Annotated in this window: 16 protein-coding genes and 1 pseudogene; 5 read left to right on the forward strand and 12 right to left on the reverse strand. The window is 32.7% G+C overall.

What is annotated here, in order from left to right; genetic code table 11:
- Window positions 1-43: 43 nt before the first annotated feature.
- The gene (locus C5Q98_RS04295; protein WP_106012443.1) at window positions 44-1,480 is read right to left on the reverse strand and encodes an APC family permease; all 1,437 of its coding nucleotides are present in this window, start codon (window positions 1,478-1,480) and stop codon (window positions 44-46) included.
- Window positions 1,481-1,652: 172 nt separating this feature from the next.
- Between C5Q98_RS04295 and C5Q98_RS04300 the strand changes: the two genes are divergently transcribed.
- Complete coding sequence (locus tag C5Q98_RS04300) at window positions 1,653-2,372, forward strand: LytR/AlgR family response regulator transcription factor (RefSeq protein ID WP_158695705.1); 720 nt, start codon at window positions 1,653-1,655, stop codon at window positions 2,370-2,372.
- A gap of 388 nt (window positions 2,373-2,760) precedes the next feature.
- Window positions 2,761-3,831 (forward strand): sensor histidine kinase, encoded by a 1,071-nt coding sequence (locus tag C5Q98_RS04305; RefSeq protein WP_158695706.1) that lies wholly within the window; start codon window positions 2,761-2,763, stop codon window positions 3,829-3,831.
- 783 nt (window positions 3,832-4,614) lie between these two features.
- On the opposite strand, the gene C5Q98_RS04310 is transcribed toward C5Q98_RS04305, so the two are convergent.
- The 9 genes and pseudogenes from C5Q98_RS04310 to C5Q98_RS04345 all read right to left on the reverse strand — a co-directional run bounded on the left by C5Q98_RS04310 (window position 4,615) and on the right by C5Q98_RS04345 (window position 13,302).
- Window positions 4,615-5,742, reverse strand: coding sequence for a glycoside hydrolase family 172 protein (locus C5Q98_RS04310; RefSeq protein ID WP_341457354.1), 1,128 nt, complete (start codon window positions 5,740-5,742; stop codon window positions 4,615-4,617).
- Between the two features lie 312 nt (window positions 5,743-6,054).
- Window positions 6,055-6,231: a hypothetical protein gene (locus C5Q98_RS07755; RefSeq protein ID WP_205728418.1), complete on the reverse strand. Its 177-nt coding sequence runs from the start codon at window positions 6,229-6,231 to the stop codon at window positions 6,055-6,057.
- Between the two features lie 453 nt (window positions 6,232-6,684).
- Window positions 6,685-7,149: pseudogene (locus tag C5Q98_RS07915) on the reverse strand (nucleotidyl transferase AbiEii/AbiGii toxin family protein); the annotation flags it as partial.
- A 159-nt stretch (window positions 7,150-7,308) separates the two neighbouring features.
- A complete protein-coding gene (locus tag C5Q98_RS07920) occupies window positions 7,309-7,668 on the reverse strand; it encodes a nucleotidyl transferase AbiEii/AbiGii toxin family protein (protein ID WP_479723660.1) in 360 nt (119 codons plus the stop codon).
- Complete coding sequence (locus C5Q98_RS04325; RefSeq protein ID WP_106012446.1) at window positions 7,661-8,272, reverse strand: DUF6088 family protein; 612 nt, start codon at window positions 8,270-8,272, stop codon at window positions 7,661-7,663. The genes C5Q98_RS07920 and C5Q98_RS04325 overlap by 8 nt, the downstream gene beginning before the upstream one ends.
- A gap of 305 nt (window positions 8,273-8,577) precedes the next feature.
- Entirely contained in the window at window positions 8,578-10,554 is a 1,977-nt protein-coding gene (lysS, locus tag C5Q98_RS04330; RefSeq protein ID WP_106012447.1) for a lysine--tRNA ligase, read from the reverse strand.
- Between the two features lie 16 nt (window positions 10,555-10,570).
- A complete protein-coding gene (greA, locus tag C5Q98_RS04335) occupies window positions 10,571-11,047 on the reverse strand; it encodes a transcription elongation factor GreA (protein ID WP_106012448.1) in 477 nt (158 codons plus the stop codon).
- A 159-nt stretch (window positions 11,048-11,206) separates the two neighbouring features.
- On the reverse strand, window positions 11,207-12,715 hold the full coding sequence (locus tag C5Q98_RS04340) for an IMP dehydrogenase (RefSeq protein ID WP_106012449.1): 1,509 nt from the start codon (window positions 12,713-12,715) through the stop codon (window positions 11,207-11,209).
- Window positions 12,716-12,960: 245 nt separating this feature from the next.
- Window positions 12,961-13,302, reverse strand: a complete 342-nt coding sequence (locus C5Q98_RS04345) for a hypothetical protein (protein WP_106012450.1) — start codon at window positions 13,300-13,302, stop codon at window positions 12,961-12,963.
- 250 nt (window positions 13,303-13,552) lie between these two features.
- Here C5Q98_RS04345 and C5Q98_RS04350 point away from each other — a divergent pair, with 250 nt between their 5' ends.
- Entirely contained in the window at window positions 13,553-14,515 is a 963-nt protein-coding gene (locus C5Q98_RS04350; RefSeq protein WP_106012451.1) for an NAD(P)/FAD-dependent oxidoreductase, read from the forward strand.
- A 160-nt stretch (window positions 14,516-14,675) separates the two neighbouring features.
- Here C5Q98_RS04350 and C5Q98_RS04355 read toward each other — a convergent pair whose 3' ends face one another.
- Window positions 14,676-15,410, reverse strand: coding sequence for a hypothetical protein (locus C5Q98_RS04355; RefSeq protein WP_106012452.1), 735 nt, complete (start codon window positions 15,408-15,410; stop codon window positions 14,676-14,678).
- A gap of 184 nt (window positions 15,411-15,594) precedes the next feature.
- Between C5Q98_RS04355 and C5Q98_RS04360 the strand changes: the two genes are divergently transcribed.
- Window positions 15,595-16,884, forward strand: coding sequence for a galactokinase (locus C5Q98_RS04360; RefSeq protein ID WP_106012453.1), 1,290 nt, complete (start codon window positions 15,595-15,597; stop codon window positions 16,882-16,884).
- The gene (locus C5Q98_RS04365; RefSeq protein ID WP_106012454.1) at window positions 16,884-17,447 is read left to right on the forward strand and encodes a nucleoside deaminase; all 564 of its coding nucleotides are present in this window, start codon (window positions 16,884-16,886) and stop codon (window positions 17,445-17,447) included. The genes C5Q98_RS04360 and C5Q98_RS04365 overlap by 1 nt, the downstream gene beginning before the upstream one ends.
- Window positions 17,448-17,490: 43 nt before the next feature.
- Here the strand turns inward: C5Q98_RS04365 and C5Q98_RS04370 are convergent, their stop codons facing one another.
- On the reverse strand, window positions 17,491-21,516 hold the full coding sequence (locus C5Q98_RS04370) for a UvrD-helicase domain-containing protein (protein ID WP_106012455.1): 4,026 nt from the start codon (window positions 21,514-21,516) through the stop codon (window positions 17,491-17,493).
- Window positions 21,517-21,535 lie beyond the last annotated feature (19 nt).

Raw genomic sequence — 21,535 nt, forward strand, 5'->3', positions numbered from 1 at the left:
TAGAATCGACAGTAATAACTCTCTTTTTTTATTGCTTATACTTTTATGCTTTTTTCTTAGATTTGCTAATGAACATAAGTATTAGTCCAACTAGCAACCATGCACCAACTATTGACCACTCAACTAAGTTTAGAGCTGCTGGGCTTCCAGGAATTACTAGTAAACCTACAACTATTAAACCTGCTAAACAACCAAGAGATATACCAACTTTTCCACCAGGTACTTTGTATGGTCTTGGCAAATCTGGTTCGGTTCTACGCATCTTCAAACATGCGAAGCAAACCATAGTACATGAGAAAATAAATGCTAATGCTGAAACGTTTGTCAATGGAACTAACATCTTCTTACCTAAGAATGGTCCTACTAATGTCAAGACTGCCATAACAATATTTGCCATTCTTGGTGAACCATTTGCGTCTAATTCACTAAATGATTCAGGTAATTGACCTTTTCTTCCCATAGCTAACATTATTCTAGAAGTTGCACCATAGAATGAGTTCATAGGTCCCATAGGTCCTAAAGTACCGATTACTAACATTACAACGTATAGAATCATATTAATTCGTTTCAATACTGCTAAAGCTGGAACTGAATTCTCAATAAATTTTGACCATGGAATAATGGTACCGAATGAGTAAATACAAATCATGTAGAATACACCAGATGCTAATAAAGCTGCTGAAATAATTCTACCGAATTTTTGCCAGTCTAAATCAGCTGAAGCTTCTTCTGCTTGTTGAGGTATAGTGTCAAAACCTGCGTAGAAGAATGGAGTCATAACTAAAACTGAAATAATACCTTGGAACATGTTATTTGCACTTGTACTTGTAACAGGGCCTTGTACTTGCTCAAATGTAGGCAAAATATTTTTTGGAGTACCTTTGATGAAAGAAACGACCATAGCAATTAACATACCTGTTAATAAAGCTTTTGTTAAGAATGATTGCAATTTAGCTGCTGATGATGCTCCACGGAAGTTTAAGCTAATAACGTAAACAGCTACTGCCAATGAAATTAATGTTGGGTATAGGTATACATCTGCGCCTAAAATTGTATAAAGCTTAACTGAATTTAACCAACCTAAACCAGGTAATTCAGCGAACAATTCTGATATCAATGTTGAGATAGCTATTGCTTCCCAAGGGCAAAGAATACCATTACCTAAAGCTAAGAACCATCCAGTTACATATGACATATTGTGACCGAAAGTTCTATCTACATATTCAACAATACCACCTGATACAGGTATCGCTGCTGTTAATTCTCCGAAAACTGCACCAATTGGTAGCAAGAATATTGCACCTATCATAAAGGCTATCATAGCTTGAACTGGACCACCACCAAGAATCATCCAATCACCAACTAGCAATACCCAGCCCGTACCAATTATCGCACCGAAGCCGATTGTGAAGAAATTCCACAAAGACAAGGTCTTCTGCATACCTGCTTCAGGAACTTCATTCTGTTTATTATTATCCATAACTAATCCTCCTATCTAACTCTTTACAGAAGCCTGAAATTAGTTTTTTAATCTCTATAACCATAGAATATATCTTTTAATTTCTATTACTAGTCAAATTGCACAAACGGTCATTATTGTGCTATAATCGGATTCATTGAGATTGGTGAATTCATTTATTAAAAAGGTTGGTTTGAATAATTTTATGTACTATATAGGAATATGTGATGATGACCCTCTGGAACTTTCTCGTTTAAAAAGCTATCTATTAGAACTAAAAGATGAAAATATGCCCGTAGATGTCAAAGTTTTTGATAATGGATATAACCTCGTTAATGCTCATAAATTCAAAAATTTTCATTTAATTTTCCTGGATTTACTCATGGATCCTATCTCAGGATTAAAAACTGCTGAATTAATAAGACAAATTGATCCCCTTGTTAATATAATATTTGTTACTGTAACTGACGAGTACGCAGTTGATGGCTACAAGGTGGATGCTTTGCGTTATTTATTAAAGCCTGTTGATAAAAATGAATTATTAAAAATAGTTAAGCCAATACTTGTAGATAGTAAAAAGTTCAACAATAAAATTTTCACCTTTAGTAACACAGACGGAGCCCACAGAATTAAACTATCCGAAATACTATATTTCGAATCTAGTCTGAAAAAGATTAATTTGGTAACTAAAAAAGAGACCTTTAGTTTTTATGGAAAGATTTCAGAAATTGAATCAGAATTACAAGACGAATTCTCAATTAGAGTACATAAGAGCTTTATTGTGAATTTGCGCTATGTTACTCAAGTCAATGCAACAAGCTTGACCCTTGATGATAATACAGAAATTCCTGTTTCAAAATATAGATACAAAGAGATTATGGAAAAATTCATGGATCTGGTCAGTCAGAATTAATTCGGATTCAACTTATACTTCTATACTGCTCTATCTATTCTCTATTATTTTTATAAACTATTTTTTAGCAATTATAAATTTCAGGAATATAATGTATTTATTAGAATCTATTTAATAAGATTAAAAACAACTGGAGATAATTATGCCTAACACTTTAAACATACTTATTTATATAGCAGTCTCTGCACTTGAAACTTATATATTTATAAACTTCTTAGACACCTTTTTATACAAAAAAGCCTCAACAATAAATTTTTACCCACTTTTCGTATTTATTTTTTTCACTTTTCAATTTTGCACATATATTTTAAACGCAAAGCTTTTATCTTCCATTTTGCCAACATATATAATATCATTGCTCATTGCTCATATATTTTACGAAGAACAATTGCGTTATAAATTGCATACAATTAACATTTTAATTTTGCTTGAGTACGCATGTCGTTTCTTCGCAGCAGGTATTCATAGCACAATCGTAAATAGCAATAATACTGGTGCTTTGTTGCCATTATTATCACCTAGCACACAAATCATTGCTTGTGTTTCATTTTTATTAATGAATAACTTCCTACTTTTCCTAAGAAAATTAAGGATCAAAGGCTACAATACCGCTTATGAATTAATTTCCTCAAGTGTACATATTCTAATTATAATTTGCATTGCCTGCTACGCTTTATTCTTAAAGGATATTAGCAATAATTTCAGGTTGTTCTATTATTTCAACTCAGTATTCTTCACCTCGATCTCGCTAGTGGCATTTTTCTACCTAGATAAATATCACATTATTCGAGACACCATGGAAGTATCACAAATGGCTAACCATTTACTAGAAGTCGAAAAAAATTACACCGCCAAATTCCTCAGCCGTGAAGAAGAAGCCCAAAAATTCCACCACGACATAAAGAAGCACCTACAAAACATTTACTTCCTTTGCAACAATAATAAAGCTGAAGCTGCAAGTGAATATATATCTAAACTAATTGATAGTCCAATAGTAAAAACAAATATTGTTCTAACGAAAAATTATGTTATTGATAGTATCTTGCAACAAAATAAAGCCACAATGGAAGCTGATGGAATAGAAGTTGAAATCTCAACCATGCTGGCTGAAAATCAACCTTTCGATGACATCGAGCTATCTATTCTCTTAGGCAATTTACTTAGTAACTCACATGAAGCATGTAATAGAATTCAAAATAATTCAGTAAAAAAAGAAGTTGATATAAAAATCCATCAGCGCAAACAGTTTTTATATATAGAAATCTCAAACTCTTTCAACGGTAAATTATTCAAGCGTGACGGAACTTTCTTAAGCTCCAAACGTCAAAATGGTAGTTCAGGAATAGGTTTGCAAAATGTAGAAAATATAGTTGATAAATATGACGGCATAATGAAATTATCTAACGATAAAAACATTTTTACTGTAAAAGTTCTTTTGCCTTATTCCTCTGTAAATTAAATAAAAAAATTATTATAACAAATTGAATTTTGTTTTTTACTTTAAACAAATAGAAAGGGATGACATATGTCTTATGCTACTGCCATCCCTCATTAATATATCCAAGCAAACTTTAACTTCTACTTTTGAACTTTAGGTTCTTACTATCTGATTAACAAAATACTCGACTAATCTTCTATTTGCTCAGAATTACTTTTACTACGTTTTTGAACCACATAAATTAATGTTGCTATTGAGATAAAAACTAAGCCAACAAAGTAAGAGTTATTTACTTTTCTCCTGTCTTTGATAGTGTTATTGGAGTCGAGGTCGATTTAATCTCTTGCATTGTTGTAAGAGTTGCTTCTTCTGCTGTGGTGGCTACCGTTGTTGTTGAGGTTGTAGGTACTATTGTAGTCGTCGGAGTTGTAGTAGTTGTGGTTGTGGTTGTAGTTTCAGTTTTTTACGTTTTTAATCTCCATTTTGTAAACTGAAGCTTTATCCTTATCGTTTATATAAGTTATATCACCATATTTTGTATAGAATTCAGCACTAACATCTTTATTACTATCCTTTATTACAACTCGAATATAAAAATTTCTATGATTTTAATACTAAAATCATAGAAATTCAATACAAATCACTATTGGATCATTGATCTATCCCGTTTATGCCATAAAGTTATATTTCTGTCTTATTTTTCCTGTGAAACTTCTTCTTTATTCTGATTAATTACTATTTGGGCCGATCAATTTCCTGAAGCATTTTTTCTTTCGATATCAATTGATTTTTCTGCTCCCTTTTCTATCTTGGCCATCTTTTTTCTTTCTCAGGAAGCTTTGGAAAAACATTATGTGGTTCCTTCTGATACCAGTATGCAACACTTGACAAATCATCCTGACGTTCAAATAAACCTTTATGTCCAACACCAATCTGTTGCACAGTAACCTTAAGCTCCTCATCAAAAAACACCGGATCCATGACATGCCAGCGATAAAAACCGCGCATTGGCGGACAATCATCATTATGATATAAATTATTTACCAGATCATCATGCCTTGAATAAAATGGATATCCAAGAAAAGGAGTTGTATATGTCTGTTCTATCGTTTTTCCGTCTTCATGTCTGGCAAAACTCCAGGAACCTCCAAAATAATCTTCCATTCCGGTTCCACAGATTGTTGGATATTGTTCATCTCCATCAATATAGAACTTTACTTCTCCTTCGCCCCACCAATATCTTTGAAGTGTAGACAATGCTATATATGTACCAATATAATGACCACTACCTTTTATTCCATCTGCAATAACATAATCTTTTCCCAGCTCGGTAAGAGCTTCTCTCCTCCAGCTTGCGTGAAAATATTCCGTTTCTTCTGGCAGGTAATTGTATAAATTATAATCAATCTGATAAAAAAAAGCTGGAATTGCATTTGCATGCTGATTTTCTAATGTAATAACTGCTTTCTTTTTAAATGGCATCTGAATATAAGAATTTAACCCTCTGGATGGAACAACTGTTATAAGACTGGAATTGATATAGCACTCTTTTCCAAATCCACAACAGAAAAAATCCCCTAACGGTACTTCTACTGATGGATTTTCCTCGCCATCCCAATACATTCTGAGAACCAGATCCCTAAGAACAAAGCAATCTCCTTCTGACGTTTTATTATCCGTTGTTATCCATATATGATGAATGATTCCCGGACCTTCTATTTCTCCTAAAACAACCGTCTCTCCCGGCTGGATATCATTCAAACACGGACTGCCTTTTCTTGATTTTCCGAGAACGCTGGCTGCCATACCACCCTTTCCCTTTTCTCCTGTCCTGTTTTCAGCATTAATAGCCCTACTTTTTCCATGTGTCAGATAGGGAAGCATTGCTGCTGTTCCCGGCAGTATAATCATATTTTTACTATTGTTATCCATTTTATACCTTATCCTTTCGTTGCATCCACAGTCATTCCAGCTGTTACCGATTTATTTAATGCAAAATAGATTACTAGTGGAGGAAGATGTGTGTTCTTTTGTCTGATAGATAGTTTTTCAAGTTGGAATATATAATCTGTATTTCTTCATTGTTCATTGCTTTTATTTCTTATGTGTTTTTATATGTTTTGTATGTTCCATCTTCATTTGCTTTTATGAGTTAATCTATTAGTTCTTGCCTTTTATTCATCTTATTACCTCCTGGAACGGTCTTTATTTTATTTGTTATATTATAACTTAGATAAGATGTTTTTACCAGGTCTTATCTTTCTTGATTTTCGTAATAGTCTTTGGTAATTTGCCTTTTTTATTAAAGCTATCACTGTCTTGCTTATACTCTTTTTTCTTTTCTATGAAACTTCCTTTCTTTCCCCTCTTAATAGCCTTGTCAATTTCTATTGATAGGTCGATACCATATTCTTTATTCACTACTTCTACTGCATATTTAATATGATTTATTTCCTTGTATATTTCCCTTATATTTTCTGACTCTGTATTTAATTTACTGATTTCATCTTAGTAGAAGCTTAAATATTCATAGAGGTTAAAGAGTCCTGATTCATTTTTGATTTGCTTTCTACTCTGGTCTTTATATTCCCTATATGATTCTTTTAGCTTATCTTTGAAGCCTGCTAACTATGATGTTATTTTATTTATTTCATTACCTCTGTTTTTAATAGTTCATTCTGTTTTTAATTTCACGATTTATATCTTCTTTTTCCGTTCTTGCACCAATTACCTTTGTAATTGTAACTGCTACACTTGGTTTTTCTGCTATTACTAACTTCATTATTACCTCCATAAATAAAAAAAGCGAAAGATTTCTCTCTCGCTCAAAAAGTGCATCTCCCGAATATTGTATTATTTTCGGGATAATTCTAATTACTTATTAATTTCTTTTTCTAGTTCTTTAAGAACTTTTATAATCCCTTCAAAGTTTGGATAGTCTCCATAAATCATTTCAGCCATAGCCTTATAATCTTTTTCTATTTCAGAGAATCGGTACTCTCTTGGAACTAACCTAAATCTACCATTTAATGCTTCCTCATACCTTGCCCACTTTCTAGGGTAGAATTTCATTTTAAATTCAATCACTCTTTTTAATAAACCTTTATCCTCTAGGGCTTTGTTTTTATAATTTGAATTTGCTATTTTATATAGCTCATAAAAATGTCTTGCGTATCTGTGGGGCATAGAAGAAGATTCTGGTCTATTTGCTTCGTGATGAAGTATGGTTGCCTTTTCCCAAAAAGTCCTCTCTGCTGATACTGTTCTTATATTAGTTTTTTCTTTAAATACATTCGGATAGGCTTCTCCTATTATTGGCGAAATTTTAACATCAATTGCAGGTGTCCATGCTGCAAGGCTTCATATTTCAAGTCTTATATTTTGTGTTAAATAATTAGATTCAAAGATTTTAGGATATTTACACAGAATCGTTTGTGGGTCTATTGTATCTATTGAAAATTCAAAATCAAAATCCTTTAAATCTTGCTCTAACTTTTTTTAAAATTTATCCCTTAAAAACACTTCTGTCTTTTCATTAACTTCTTTATTGAATTTATCTTGCTTGGTATTTGACCTTTCTAACCATGGTTCTTTTTCTTCATATCCTAATACTCGCCAATCTAAGATTAGATCTATATCTTCAGAAAATCTTTCAATTAGTCCAAAACATTTTGAAAGTGATGTGCCACCTTTAAAGGTAAAATATTCTTTCCATCTATTTTCATTAAATAAATAATCTAAGATAAAAGTAACCCAATAGTCTTTTTCTATAACTGCTTCAGATATATTTTTCTTTCTTGCAGTATTGACTATTAAAATTTTTAAGTCTTCATTGTTTTCTATATAAAACTTATTCATTTTTACCCTCACAAATTTCCCTTATTACTTCATATATCCATGCTGAAACTGATTTTGACTCATTCATTAAGTCTGTTCTTTCTTTTTCAGTTAAGTTTTCTCTTATCTTTTGTATAACTTCGTTAGTTATGTTTTCTTTGCCCAAAGATTTAATTGCTTGAATAACTGTTGCAGTCTTTAAGGACATGTTGGCAATTTCTCCTGGATTTACTTTTTTAAATTCTAAAGTAGTATCTCCAATTTTATATTCCTTATATCTTCCACTAGATATATATTTATAGTGAGTTGGAACTTGTGTTGAAAGTCCTAATAAGTTTAAGGCTGTGCTATTATATGGTGCAATATTCCAATTATATTTCCTTGCTATGGCAAGTGCCAACTCGTGAATTGATACTGCTTCGTACTCTCCAATTAATTCACTGTAACTTGGATTGTAATAGAATCCATTAATCACTCTTTTTATTTTATTTTCACTAACTAATTGATTTAAAGTTCTACGGACAGTTTCATTTCCCGCTATATCTAAAAAATCATTGTTTATAAAAATTTTTCCACTATCAAAATTTTTAATTCTGTTTTTTATTTGATCTAAATAGGAATTCATTCTGCACCACCTTTCTCCCGAATATTATATCATATTCGGGAGATTTTTCTTAATTTGGCTTAAAATTTCATATCCCAACAATTAATGATTTAATGATTTGTTTTAGAGAATTGCTGGTGTTATTCCGTCCTTATTTTTAGAATAAAAAATGACGATAGACTTTCTAATTTCTATCGCCTGAGATTATCTAATATTTATTTTTCTTTAAATTGATTTTATTGTATAGCTTAATAATTCTATTAAACCAATTATAAAAATTAAACTGGGATTCATTACAAACCCCAGTTTCATAATTAGCGTGTTTTTTAATATAACTTTGATCCTGCTGGAATATTATCGTCCAACATTATTAAGTTAAGTTTTTCTTCGCCATCATACTCGTGAATTGCACTTAAAATCATTCCACAAGATTCTTCACCCATCATTTTGCGTGGTGGTAAGTTTGTAATTGCTAATAGAGTTTTTCCTATAAGTTCTTCCGTACTATAATTATTTTTGATTCCACTTAGAATAATTCTATCTTCAGCTGAACCATCATTAAGTGTGAATTTCAAAAGCTTCTTACTCTTAGGTACTTCTTCGCAATTAACAACTTTAACAACTCTGAAATCAGATTTTGAGAAAGTTTCAAAATCAACAAAATCCTCAAACAAAGGCTCTACCTTGACTTTTGATAAATCAATTGGCTCTGCTACAGCTTGTTCTGTTACAGAACTTGATGTGCTTGATGAAGTTGATAAACTAGCTGATGTTGTTGTTTCAGAATTAGCAATCTTCTCTTTACCCACTGGTCTCATTGTTGGGAATAGCAGTACGTCACGGATATTATCATTTCCAGTTAACAACATACATAATCTGTCAATTCCAATTCCTAAACCACCAGTTGGAGGCAAAGCATATTCGAGAGCTCTGATATAATCTTCATCAATTCTCATACCCTCATCATCACCAGCACTACGTCTACCCTCTTGAGCCTCGAATCTTGCACGTTGTTCGAATGGATCATTAAGCTCTGAATACGCATTACCATATTCATCACCTGCTATAAACAACTCAAATCTTTCTGTAAAAGCAGGGTCCTCTGGTTTCTGCTTACTTAAAGGAGAAACTTCGATTGGATAATCATAAATAAATGTAGGTTGAATTAGATTATCTTCAACAAATTCTTCAAAGAATGCATTTAAAATGTCACCCTTCCTCCATATTTCTTGAGTCTCAACATTTTTCTCTTTTGCAATTGCAAAAGCTGCAGCATCATCTGCAATTTCATTGAAATCAACTCCTGAATACTCTTTGACTGCATCTAACATTGTTAAACGTGCAAAGTCCTTTGAAAGATCAATTACATGACCATCCCATTCGTATTCAGCTTTTCCTACTACTTCACTTGCAAGGCTCTTAATGATCTCTTCAGTGAGATTCATCATGTCATTATAATCTGCATAGGATTGGTATAACTCCATCATTGTAAATTCAGGATTGTGCTTGTGGCTCATTCCTTCATTTCTGAAGTTTCTACCAATTTCATACACTCTTCCCATTCCACCAATGATTAATCTCTTTAAGTAAAGCTCTGGAGCAATACGCAAATACATATCAATATCTAATGTATTATGGTGAGTAACAAATGGTCTAGCATTAGCTCCACCTGGAACTGTATTTAATATTGGAGTTTCTACTTCTAAGAAACCTTTTTCATTTAAGATTTTGCGAATATGGCTAATAATTAAACTACGCAAGACGAATGTATCTTTAGAATCTTTATTAATAATCAAGTCTAAATATCTTTGTCTATACTTAGTTTCGGTATCACTTAGACCACTCCAACTATCTGGTAGCGGACGTAAACACTTAGCTAAGAGAGTATAATCATTAACTCTTACACTGACTTCACCAGTTTTAGTCTTCATGACCTCTCCATTGAGACCAATAACATCACCAATATCTAAATGTTTGAAGTCTTCATATTTACCCTCAGGTAAATTCTTTACATTAACGAATAATTGGATCTTACCTGTGCTGTCTTGAATATCAGCAAAACTAGATTTACCCATGCCTCGCTTAGACATCAAGCGACCAGCTAAACTAACTTTTTGGCCTTCTAGTTCATCAAAATTATCTTTAACATCTTTTGTTGAATGACTGATGTCATATTTTACTTCTTGAAAAGGATCAAGTGATCTAGCTCTAAGTTCGTCTAATTTTTCACGTCTAACAATCATTTGATCATTAAGATCTTGTTCTACGTTAACTGTACTATTATTTTCCTTGTTCTCGCTCATCTTAACCTCTCTAAAATTAACCAATTTTAATTACAGTATACTTAATTAAACCTACTGGTGTAGAAACAGTTACCTTATCTCCTTTTTTCTTACCCATAATAGCAACACCTACAGGTGATTCTGTAGAAATTTTATTAGAGAAAATATCTTCTTCTTTTTGTGATACGAGTGTAAATTCTTCTTGCTCACCAGATTTGATGTCTTCTAAAGTTACTTTGCTACCAAGACCAATAACATGTTTACTAATCTCGTGTTCTTCAATTACGTTAGCATTTTTTAGAAGATCTTCTAGCTCAACAATTTTTGCCTCGTTTAAAGCTTGAGCTTCTTTAGCGTCATCGTATTCTGAGTTTTCGGATAAGTCCCCAAATGATCTAGCTTCCTTAATTCTATTAGCAATCTCGGTTCTCTCAGTACCTTTTCTTCTATCTAATTCTTCTTTTAATTTATTGATACCTTCACTGGTAAAATCATATTTTTTCTTATCTGCCATTTAATTTTCCTCCTATGTGAGCATATTTATATTACCCACTTAAATAAGCAATAAGCACTCAATGTTATTGAGTGCCCAAGCATTTATATTATCACGCTTTCGAATAATTCAAAAGCTATTTATTAAAATCATTCACTTCTTACGCTATTTCAGCTAAATCTAAGCTCTTGTTGCTTCTGTATTCTTACGAATAACGTCATGAGCTCCACCTTCTGTAATACTTGCAGAAGATACTCGAACCAAACGAGCTTTGTCTTGGAATTCTGAAATAGTTCTTGATCCACAAGCAACCATTGTTGCCTTAATCTTAGCTGTGGTCTGTTCGACGTTAACTGATAATGAACCTGCATATGGTACATATGAATCAACACCTTCTTCAAATACCATACCGCCACTCTTGCCGACTGCATCGTAACGTTGCCAGTTTCTTGCTCTATTTGAACCTTCGCCCCAGTACTCTTTTACGTAAGTACCATTGTATAACATTCTTCTGGTTGGACTTTCATCAAATCTCGCAAAATATCTACCAAGCATTACAAAGTCAGAACCCATTGCTAAAGCTAAAGCCATGTGGTTGTCGTAGACAATACCACCGTCAGAACAAAGTGGTATATACTCACCTGTCTCTTCTAAATATTTATCTCTAGCTTCAGAAACAATTTGTACTGCAGTAGCTTGACCCATTCCTATACCTTTTTGTTCACGGGTTATACAAATGGATCCACCACCAATACCAACTTTAATAAAATCAGCACCAGCGTCTGCTAAAAATCTGAATCCCTCTTCATCAACTACATTACCTGCACCACAATATACTTTACCGTCATAATGTTCTTTGACCCAACGTAAGGTTTCATATTGCCATTCGGTAAATCCATTAGAGGAGTCTATTACTAGAACATCAGCACCTGCTTCAACTAAAGCTGGAACTCTTTCTTTGTAGTCTCTAGTATTAATACCAGCTCCAACCATTAAACTCTTGTTGGCATCTGTTAATTCAAGTGGATTTTCCTTGTGTTCACGATAGTCTTTTCTAAACACCATTCCTACTAAATTTCCATCTTTAGTAAGAACTGGCAACTGATTCAATTTATTATCCCAAATAATATCGTTAGCTTCACTTAAAGAAATTCCTTCTTCAGCTGTAACTAATTTCTCTCTTGGTGTCATAAACTCTGATATTGGAGTGTTAGGATCTAATCTACTTACTCTATAATCTCTTGATGTAACTAAACCTAACAATTTACCATTTGAACTACCATCTTCAGTTATTGCTACTGTTGAGTGTCCAGTTTTCTCTTTTAATTCTAAAATTTCTTCTAAAGTATCCTGTGGAGTTAGATTGCTATCAGAAACAACAAGTCCGGACTTGAATCTCTTAACTTTTCTTATCATTTCCACTTGGCTCTCAATTGATTGTGAGCTATAAATAAATGATAAACCTCCTTGTCTCGCTAAAGCTATTGCCAAAGTATCATCGGAAACAGCCTGCATTACTGCAGAAGTGAGAGGAATATTTATATTTACTGGAGATTCTTCTCCTTTTTTATAACGTACTATTGGTGTTCTTAAACTAACATTCTCAGAACTACATTCTTTGTCTGCGTAATTTGGAACAAGTAAGTATTCGTCAAATGTTCTTGATTCAAAGTCATATATTTTTGCCACAATCTGCCTCCTAAATATTAGTAGAAATTTTATTTTCCTTTAGTCTTTTATGTAAAATCAGTACTCTTTTCCTGATACATTATAAACTAAGTTTGGAAACTTATTATTTTAGATTATTCACAATATTACGACAAAATCGACTAATAGTAAAGTGATTACAGCAGACTTTGAACTTAATTAAAATAATTTGTACTAATCACTAATTATTTCTAAAAACTCTTAAGAATCTTATAAGATACTTATTATTAAGCAACTCCTTGATCTGCTTTTCTTGACTTATTATTCTCTATTGGATACAAATTAATACTTTGACGTTTATTATTTTTAATATTGCTATATTTGATTATATTATTATGAGTTCTTTGTTCTAAATCATAGAATCTCATAGCCTTCTCTTTATTTCTCTTATTTAACTCATTTCTGTTTGAAGAAGTAAACTTCTTATTTTCTTTTTGAGCATAATTGTCATATTCAACTACGTAAGACTCTTTCATCTCTATAAAATTTAAATCTTCTCTTTGCCATATAGTAACTAAACTTATAAAACTAATTGTACTTAATAAAATCCAGAACATTAAATTTAACATTATACTTACCTCCAAAAGTGTTGTCTTTGAACGTTTGTTCTATGTTCACTATATTATCAGTTTTACTGTCCTTTTTTATACCCACTTATCAAGAAAATTCTCATTTTAATGATTTTTTGTTCTTTTTGTTCGTTTTTTCGTTCTGAAACAAATTTTTAGCTACATTTGTGCTATATTTTCACCCGAGGTTACTTTATAATAACTATCCAATTAGATTTGGAATATTAATAAACAAGAAGTAGGTGACTATATGTTTGAATTTAAAAAGGAAAAAGTTGAACAAATATACGATTTAATAATTATCGGATCAGGTCCAGCTGGTATGACTGCTGCTGTTTACGCTAGCCGTAATGGTCTAAAGGTAGCTATCCTAGACATGACTCCAGGTGGAAAACTTAACGAAACTAGTGAAATTGAAAACTGGCCTGGTGATACCATGATCATGGGACCAGATCTAGCTCAAAGAATGGCTGCGCACTCTACTCAATTTGGAGCTGAATTTATTTTCGGACAAGCTGAGAAAATTGAAGATCTTGGCAAATACAAACAAGTTGAAACATTTGATAAAATTTTGCAAGCTAAATCTATTCTTATCGCAACAGGTACAGTTGAAAGAAAACTAGGTATCCCTGGAGAACAAGAATACTATGGTAACGGTGTTTCTTACTGTGCTGTCTGTGATGCAGCTTTCTTCAAAGGTGAGGATGTAGTTGTAATCGGTGGTGGTAATAGTGCATATGAAGCAGCTGAGTATCTATCAAGATTTGCTAAGAATGTCTATCAAGTTCTACGTAGAGATGTAATTAGAGCTAGTCAAATTGTGGTTAACCGTGTTGAAAAAAGAGATAATATCAAGACTATGTTCTCTTACAGTCCAATAGAAATTAAAGGTACTGATGGAAAAGTTTCAAGTGTATTATTTGTTAATAACAAAGATAAAGAAGCTGATCCAATTGAAATTGAAGCAAGCGCTATCTTCCCTGCTATTGGAATTTTACCTAATACAGATTTCATCAAGAATTTAGATATTTTAGATGAAGATAATTATGTAATTGTTGATGAAAAGATGAGAACACCAATTAAGGGAATTTATGCTGCTGGTGACGTTATCGCCAAAGAACTACGACAAATTGTTACAGCAACAAACGATGGATCCATTGCGGGTGAAAATATTGCTGACTATATCTTAAACGATTTTGATGATGAAAATTAATTAAGCCTTTTATCCTTTTATTTAATTTTAATTACTCAAAAACTTTAAATAAAGTATCCAATAATAATTAAACATAATAAAACTCCATAACTATGATAGTTATGGAGTTTATTTTTTCTTTATGATTCGAAGTTTGATTCGAAGTTCCGTTATCCCGTTTCTAACTCTTAACTTTTTCTAAACTAGTACTCATAATTGAACCGTCTTTAGTCTTAACTCTGAATCCACCTGTAAAGTCATCAAGTAATTTTAGTTCAACTTTATTTTTAGCATCCTCTTCACTTATGCCATATACTTCGGAATATACTTTACTAAATGCTAAGAAAGTTTCTTCTGCTTGTTCTTTTGTAACAGCTTCTTGACTTACAATTGTAATGATGTGGTTGTCTTGTCTGTGTAAGTCTATTTTTTCTTTGGCACTAGCAAGAGCAACATGTTCTGGAAGTTTTTGCATAATTTCATCTGCTTTGTTTTCTCTCAAGAAATATACTGGCAAACCAATTGCTGCTAAAACAATAACAAATGCTGCAACACCAGCTAGAATTGCCATCTTATGTTTCTTACTGACTTCAGGTTTAACCAAAGGTTTATTTTGAAGAGCTACTTTTTCTTTTGGTGTTAATTTACCTGTCTTTTTCTCTTTTCTATTAACCTTAGGTTCCTGACGCATAACCACGCCACCCATACCTTGTGCCTTGAGGGCTTCTACCTTTTCGTCAGCGCTAGGCTCTGAATAGGTTTCATTTGGATATTCAACATCATCTTTACCCATTAAATTAATAGCTGCTTCGGAATCGCTTTCACCCCAGCAGAAAATACATCTAACTGATTCTTGACTATCATCAACTCTCAGTAATGAACCACAATTGGTACATAGTCCTTCGTATATTGCCATTTTTTCTCCTCTTTTAAATAAATTACTTTTATTATTTAAGTCTGTAGTTTCACTCAACTTTATCTATTCTAACAAAAAACTCTTAATTAGGTTTTTACAAAAAAGATTTCGATAAAACTATAGTTATTATAAGTTATTTATATTAATATAAAATAGAAAATATTACAAAATATTAGGAGTTGTTATGAGTAAAAATATTCTTTCATTGGAAAATACAGAACTAGTTAATAAATTGGAACAGCTTTATGGAAAAGATGAAGCTACAGTCGAGCTCAATTTGAATAAATATCAACATCTAGTTGATAAATTTGAAGAGCGTTTCGAACTTAATGAAAATGAGATTCGTTTTTTCTCTGCACCTGGAAGAACTGAGATTGCTGGTAACCATGTTGATCACCAATTGGGCAATGTTATTGCCGCTTCTGTTGATCTTGATATTGTTGCAGCATGTCAAGCAAGAGATGACTTCAAAATTCAATTTATTTCTGAAGCTTACAACATAGTTGAAACTATTGATTTAAATGACTTAGAACCACAAAAACAAGAAATTGGCAAAACTCCTGCTTTAATTCGTGGTGTTGCCCATGCATTTAATAAAAGAGGTTATAAAATCGGTGGTTTCAATTGCTATTCAACTAGTAAGGTTGCTGCTGGGTCAGGAATATCATCCTCTGCAGCGTTTGAGATACTTATCGCAACAATTTTTAACTACATGTATAACGAGGGTAAAATTAGTCCTATTGAACAAGCAACTGCTAGCCAATTTGCTGAGAATGTTTTCTTTGATAAACCTAGTGGTCTATTAGATCAAACAGCTTGCGCATTTGGCGAAGTCATAGCTATTGACTTTTCTGACAAAGAAAACCCACATGTTAAACAAATTGATTTAGATCTTGCTGATTTCGGTTACGAGATGGTAATTACAAAGACTGATAAAGGTCACTCTAACCTAACTCACGAATACGCAAGCATTCCTAACGATATGCAAGCAATTGCTAAGCACTTTTCAAAAACATATCTTTCTGAAGTTAATCCAGAAGAATTTTTCCAAGTAGTCCCAGAACTAAGCCAAAAGTTCCCTCAACGAGCTGTTTTACGTGCTATCCACTTCTTTACCGAGGAAGAAAGAACTGCTGAGCAATTAAAAGCTTTACAAGACAAAAATTTCAAACGCTTCTTAGAACTAGTAAATGAATCTGCTCATAGCTCTGAAGTTCAATTACAAAATGTATTAATCCCTGGAAACCATGAAGAGCAAGAAGCTGCTTTAGCTTTAGCATTAAGTAGAAAATTCTTTAAAGACAATAATATAGAAGGTGCTTGTAGAATACATGGTGGTGGTTTCGGTGGAACAATTCAAGCTTATGTACCAATTGAAGCAGTTGAAGACTATGTAAATACAATAGAAGCTAGCTTTGGCAAAGACGCTTGTATGATTATCCACATCCGTCCTGTAGGTGGTATCGAACTATAATGACTGGATTTCATGACAGAGATGAATATTTCATGTCCTTAGCCTTAGAGGCTGCAGAAAAAGCTTATGCAGAATCTGAAATTCCAATTGGATGTGTGCTGGTTAAATCAGGCGAAGTTATTGCCACAGCTTACAACAAACGTGAACAAAATCAAAATACGCTTGCACATGCTGAGCTATTAGCAATAGACTCAGCTTGCAAGCTTTTTAATTCTTGGCGTCTTGACGATGTCGATTGTTATGTAACTCTAGAGCCTTGTCACATGTGCCTTTCTGCTCTCCAACAAGCTAGAGTATGTAGAATAATTTATGGAGCACCTTCACCCAAAACAGGTGCTATTGAATCTATAGATAATTTTTTCTCTAATAAAAATCTTAATCATTATCCTGAGATTAAGTCTGGAATTCTTGCAGAAAAAGCTAGTAACTTGTTGCAAAACTTTTTCAACAAGCGCAGAGAGGAGAATAAATCTTTAGATAAATCACTCGGCGGACGAAGTAAAAGGGTTAGATTAAGAACTGATTCTCAAGATATACGTGATGAGGAAAATCAAAGTCTTTAAACTTCTATTTTCTTAAATTCTATGCATCTATGCACCTGTATTCCTATATCCCTAACTCTTCCCTCGTAAACTCAAACTCCTCAGCCAATCTAATTGACCATATCACAACTTTATTAACCTTTTCTTTTAAACTCATTTCTAAAGCTGAGGCATAAATTTTCATTTGCACTGAATATCTATCTAGCAAAATCTGACGAGCCTCTTGTCTATTATTTGGCAAATAATCAGATTTATAATCCAATAAAACCGCACCAGCCTCTGTATAGTACCAAAGATCTATAATACCTTGGACTAAACTCAACTCTTTATTCTCATCCTCATACTTGAACGTAAATGGCAATTCTCGATAAACTTTATTTCCCGCATTCAGAACCTCTTCAGCAATTTCGGACTTAGCAAAAGCTATAAATTCACTCTTGAAATCATTAAGAACTTCTCTTTCAGCTATACTAATAAAATTAAACTCTTGTAATTTATCAAGCTCCTCCGCTATTGCCAGATTAATATCCTCTGCAACTCGCAACTTATTCAAGTCCAAATAATTCATCACAACATGAATAGCTGTTCCTATATCAGTTGAACTTAATTGTTTCTCATCGATATCTTCGAGCTCTATTAGATCTAAATTTATATTTTTCTTAATTTCTAATTCACTCGCTTCGCCGTCCAAATTTTCAACTTGCATGGATTTTCTCTTAATTTCACTAACAGATACCTTAGGTAATGGCTTGAAACTAGCTCTAGGATTAAATTCATAAAAATCTTTATAGTCATACTCCAAATCATCAGAATAAATTTCATCGCTCTGTTTATTATCACTACTATCATCTAACCAATATTCCAAAATAATTTTCCAATCTTTTTCAAGAATATCTTTATTGTTATATAGGCGGATTAGAAAATTCCTATCCTCAAGCTCAAGTGAATAATCTATATTTTCATTTTCTTCAGCTTGATTTTTATAAAACTCAAGTAGTTGTTGTATTGCCTGATTGTCATTTAGACTCATGCTCAGTAGTAACATCTCCTGATAGGATTTAAGAGTACTCAACATGTAATTAGGCAAATATCCATTTCCCTTATCCTGCTCAGCATTCTCTCTCTCAGCTTCAATTAAATTAAGCAATGTATTTAGTTTCAAATAGTCGTTAGTTAAATCAAAATTTGCGCAAAGATATAGTTTTTCTTTTGCCCTACTCATAGCTACATAGAATAAACATATCTCTTCTGTTAAAAATCTACGTTGTTCATTCTCTTCCATAGCCAAGCGTAAATGACTTGGAAATGTTCGCACTCCATAATTACTATACTCAGCTATGTTATATGCAATACCGAGCTCCTCACTCATGAAAATTTTATCTTGTTGATCCATATTATTAAGCGACTTATCAAGGTCATACAAAAACACATAATCAAACTCAAGTCCTTTAGATTTGTGGAAAGTCAATACATTTACAGCATCTGCTGACATATTATTTTCACTACTTGGTTTGAGGTCATTCTCTACTTCATTTTCTAGAGCTAAAACAATCTCACGAAGACTCTTGTATTCATTTTTCTCCAGTTCCTCTATTTTTTTCAAAAACTCCTCTAAACTTATAACTGCCAGCTCACCGTCATATTTTGCAGCCTTCTCTAAATAATTATTACTATTCCAAATCTCTTGTAGTAAAGTACTGACAGATACCTCAACACTTCGCATACGCCATTTATTTAGCGCATCTAAGAACCTCTTAATCTTACTCTGTAATTGATAAAACTCATGATTCTCATTTAAACTAACGTCCGCTAATAATTGAATTGCTGCCTTAAAATTACCTCGCTGATGTATTTCCTTCTGAAAAATTCTGACTTGTAGTAGTTCAGTCTCTGTAAAGGTTTCATTAATCAAGTAACTAAGCATCAGGGTCGCTAAAGGTATATCTGTTTGAGCATTATCTAAACACTGCAACAATGCGACTTGATTTTGTAGTATAAAATCATCTTTTATTGATAAAGATGGATATCTATTACTTGGCACACCGACTTGCAGTAATAGCTTAGCCATATAGTCAGCTTTACTATTACCTCTGCTTAATACAGCTATATCCTTGAACTCTACTCCTTCTTCTCTATGTAATCTGATAATTTCTGCAACAATATGGAAAGCATTTTTCTCTTCTTTTTCACTTTCTGCCCATAATCTTGCTTGATAAGGATTAAGTCTGACCTTACTTATTTCTTGCAATACACCGGATAAATTACCATTAGGAAGATGATAGCTTATGTCATCCTCTGTTCTACAATCCAGCATAATTTCTATCCTATTATCAAACTTATTATTTAATTCAAAATAATTCATCTGATGGCCATTCTGATAATCAATATTGGTGAATTCAGGAGTCATTATCTTGCTAAAAACTGAGTTTATTCCAGCTAAAATACCTTCCTGACTTCTAAAGTTTTTACTCAATTGGAAATAGGAACCACTATCGTCTGCTTGAAATTTTTTAGCTTTTTCCAAGAAGATTTCTGGTCTAGCATTTCTAAATCTATAAATACTTTGCTTAACATCACCAACCATAAATGTATTGTTTGGTGCAATTTCTTGTAATATTGCTTCTTCCAAAGAACTTGTATCTTGATATTCATCTATATAAACTTCTTTAAATTGCTTTTGGCAGTAGTCTCTTCCAACTTCACTTCTAACAATTTGCAAAGCGTAATGTTCATAATCCGAAAAATCTACAACATTTCTTTTTATTTTTAATCTTTGATATTCTTCATCTACTTTAAGTACCAAATCAAAGAAAAGCTCTAATATCCCAAGCATTCTTTCTTGTTCTGAATTAATTTCAGCTATAGTTTTTGACCAAACTACTTTGGCACTAAACTTACATGAACTTCCTAAAGATTTTGTCCCTTCTACTCCAAGGTAATAAAGCAAGTCACTAAATTCTGCTACTAAAATATCTATAAAGTCATTTTTAATTTCAGCCTTGGCAATCTTTTGCACTTCTTTATCATACAAAGAAATATCTTCACTACCATCAAGCCCGAGTCTTTCTTCCTCTTTCCAAGGACTTTTGCGTGGTTTAATAAAGCTAAGTTTAGATTTAAGTTCAAAGATTTCATCCCATATCTCACCTGGATCTATATCTCCTCTTTGATCAATTAATGAGTTAATCTCTGTAGTAATTTCGAACAATAAGCGAAACGTTTCTGCATAGTCTTCATGAGATGTTTTTGCAGTTTTTCCTGCGAACTCTAAACTTACTCCATTTAGACGTCTCTCTAAATCCGGAATCGCTAAAGCTGCAGCTTTTACACGCAACTCTAGCTCATCAAATAAATAGTTTATATGTGGACTATTTTCAAAATTTCTAGCATTAAGTTTTACTTCTTCTAATGCTTGTGCAAGTTGCTTTTTGTAATCTGGTAGGCTTCTCAAATAATTAAAAACAGACAAGACAAGTTTACGCAATTCTTCATCATCTTTTCCTGATGAATAGGCTGCAAGTAACATCAGAGCGATATCTAATTGTTCTTGGGATTTATTTAGAGTTTGTAATTCTTCTAACTCTACGTAAAAACCATTAAAAACATTAGAAACAGCTTCATCTAATAAATCTCTTGTTAGTTGCTCGTCAGCTGTTATAAAGTTAGGCGCCAATATAGACTCATTTTCACTATTCCTAACTTCTTCTGGAAAAAGTTTAAGTAGTGATAAGCAAAATGAGTGTATAGTCTCTATGTGAGCAGCTGGTAAATATGAAACCTGAGTTTCTAAGTTCTCTTGTAAAGTAATTTCCCCTTTATTCTTTGCGTTGGTGGCTAGTTTACTTAATTTTTCCGAAATCTTATTCGACATATTATGACTAGCAGCATTTGTAAAGGTCAGTACAAGAACCTTTCTTAGATCAAGCTCACCACTTAGAACTCTTTGGCTAATTCTCTCAGTCATAACTCCAGTTTTTCCTGAACCGGCTGCTGCTGAAACTAATATATTACCTGCTTTTGCAGCAATTATCTCTTGTTGCTCAGGGCTTGGTGCAAAATTATTTGATTTAGTATTTAAATTCTCTTTCATATTCACCACTCAACTTTTA

Source organism: Fastidiosipila sanguinis, assembly GCF_002998295.1.
Lineage (GTDB): Bacteria > Bacillota > Clostridia > Saccharofermentanales > Fastidiosipilaceae > Fastidiosipila > Fastidiosipila sanguinis.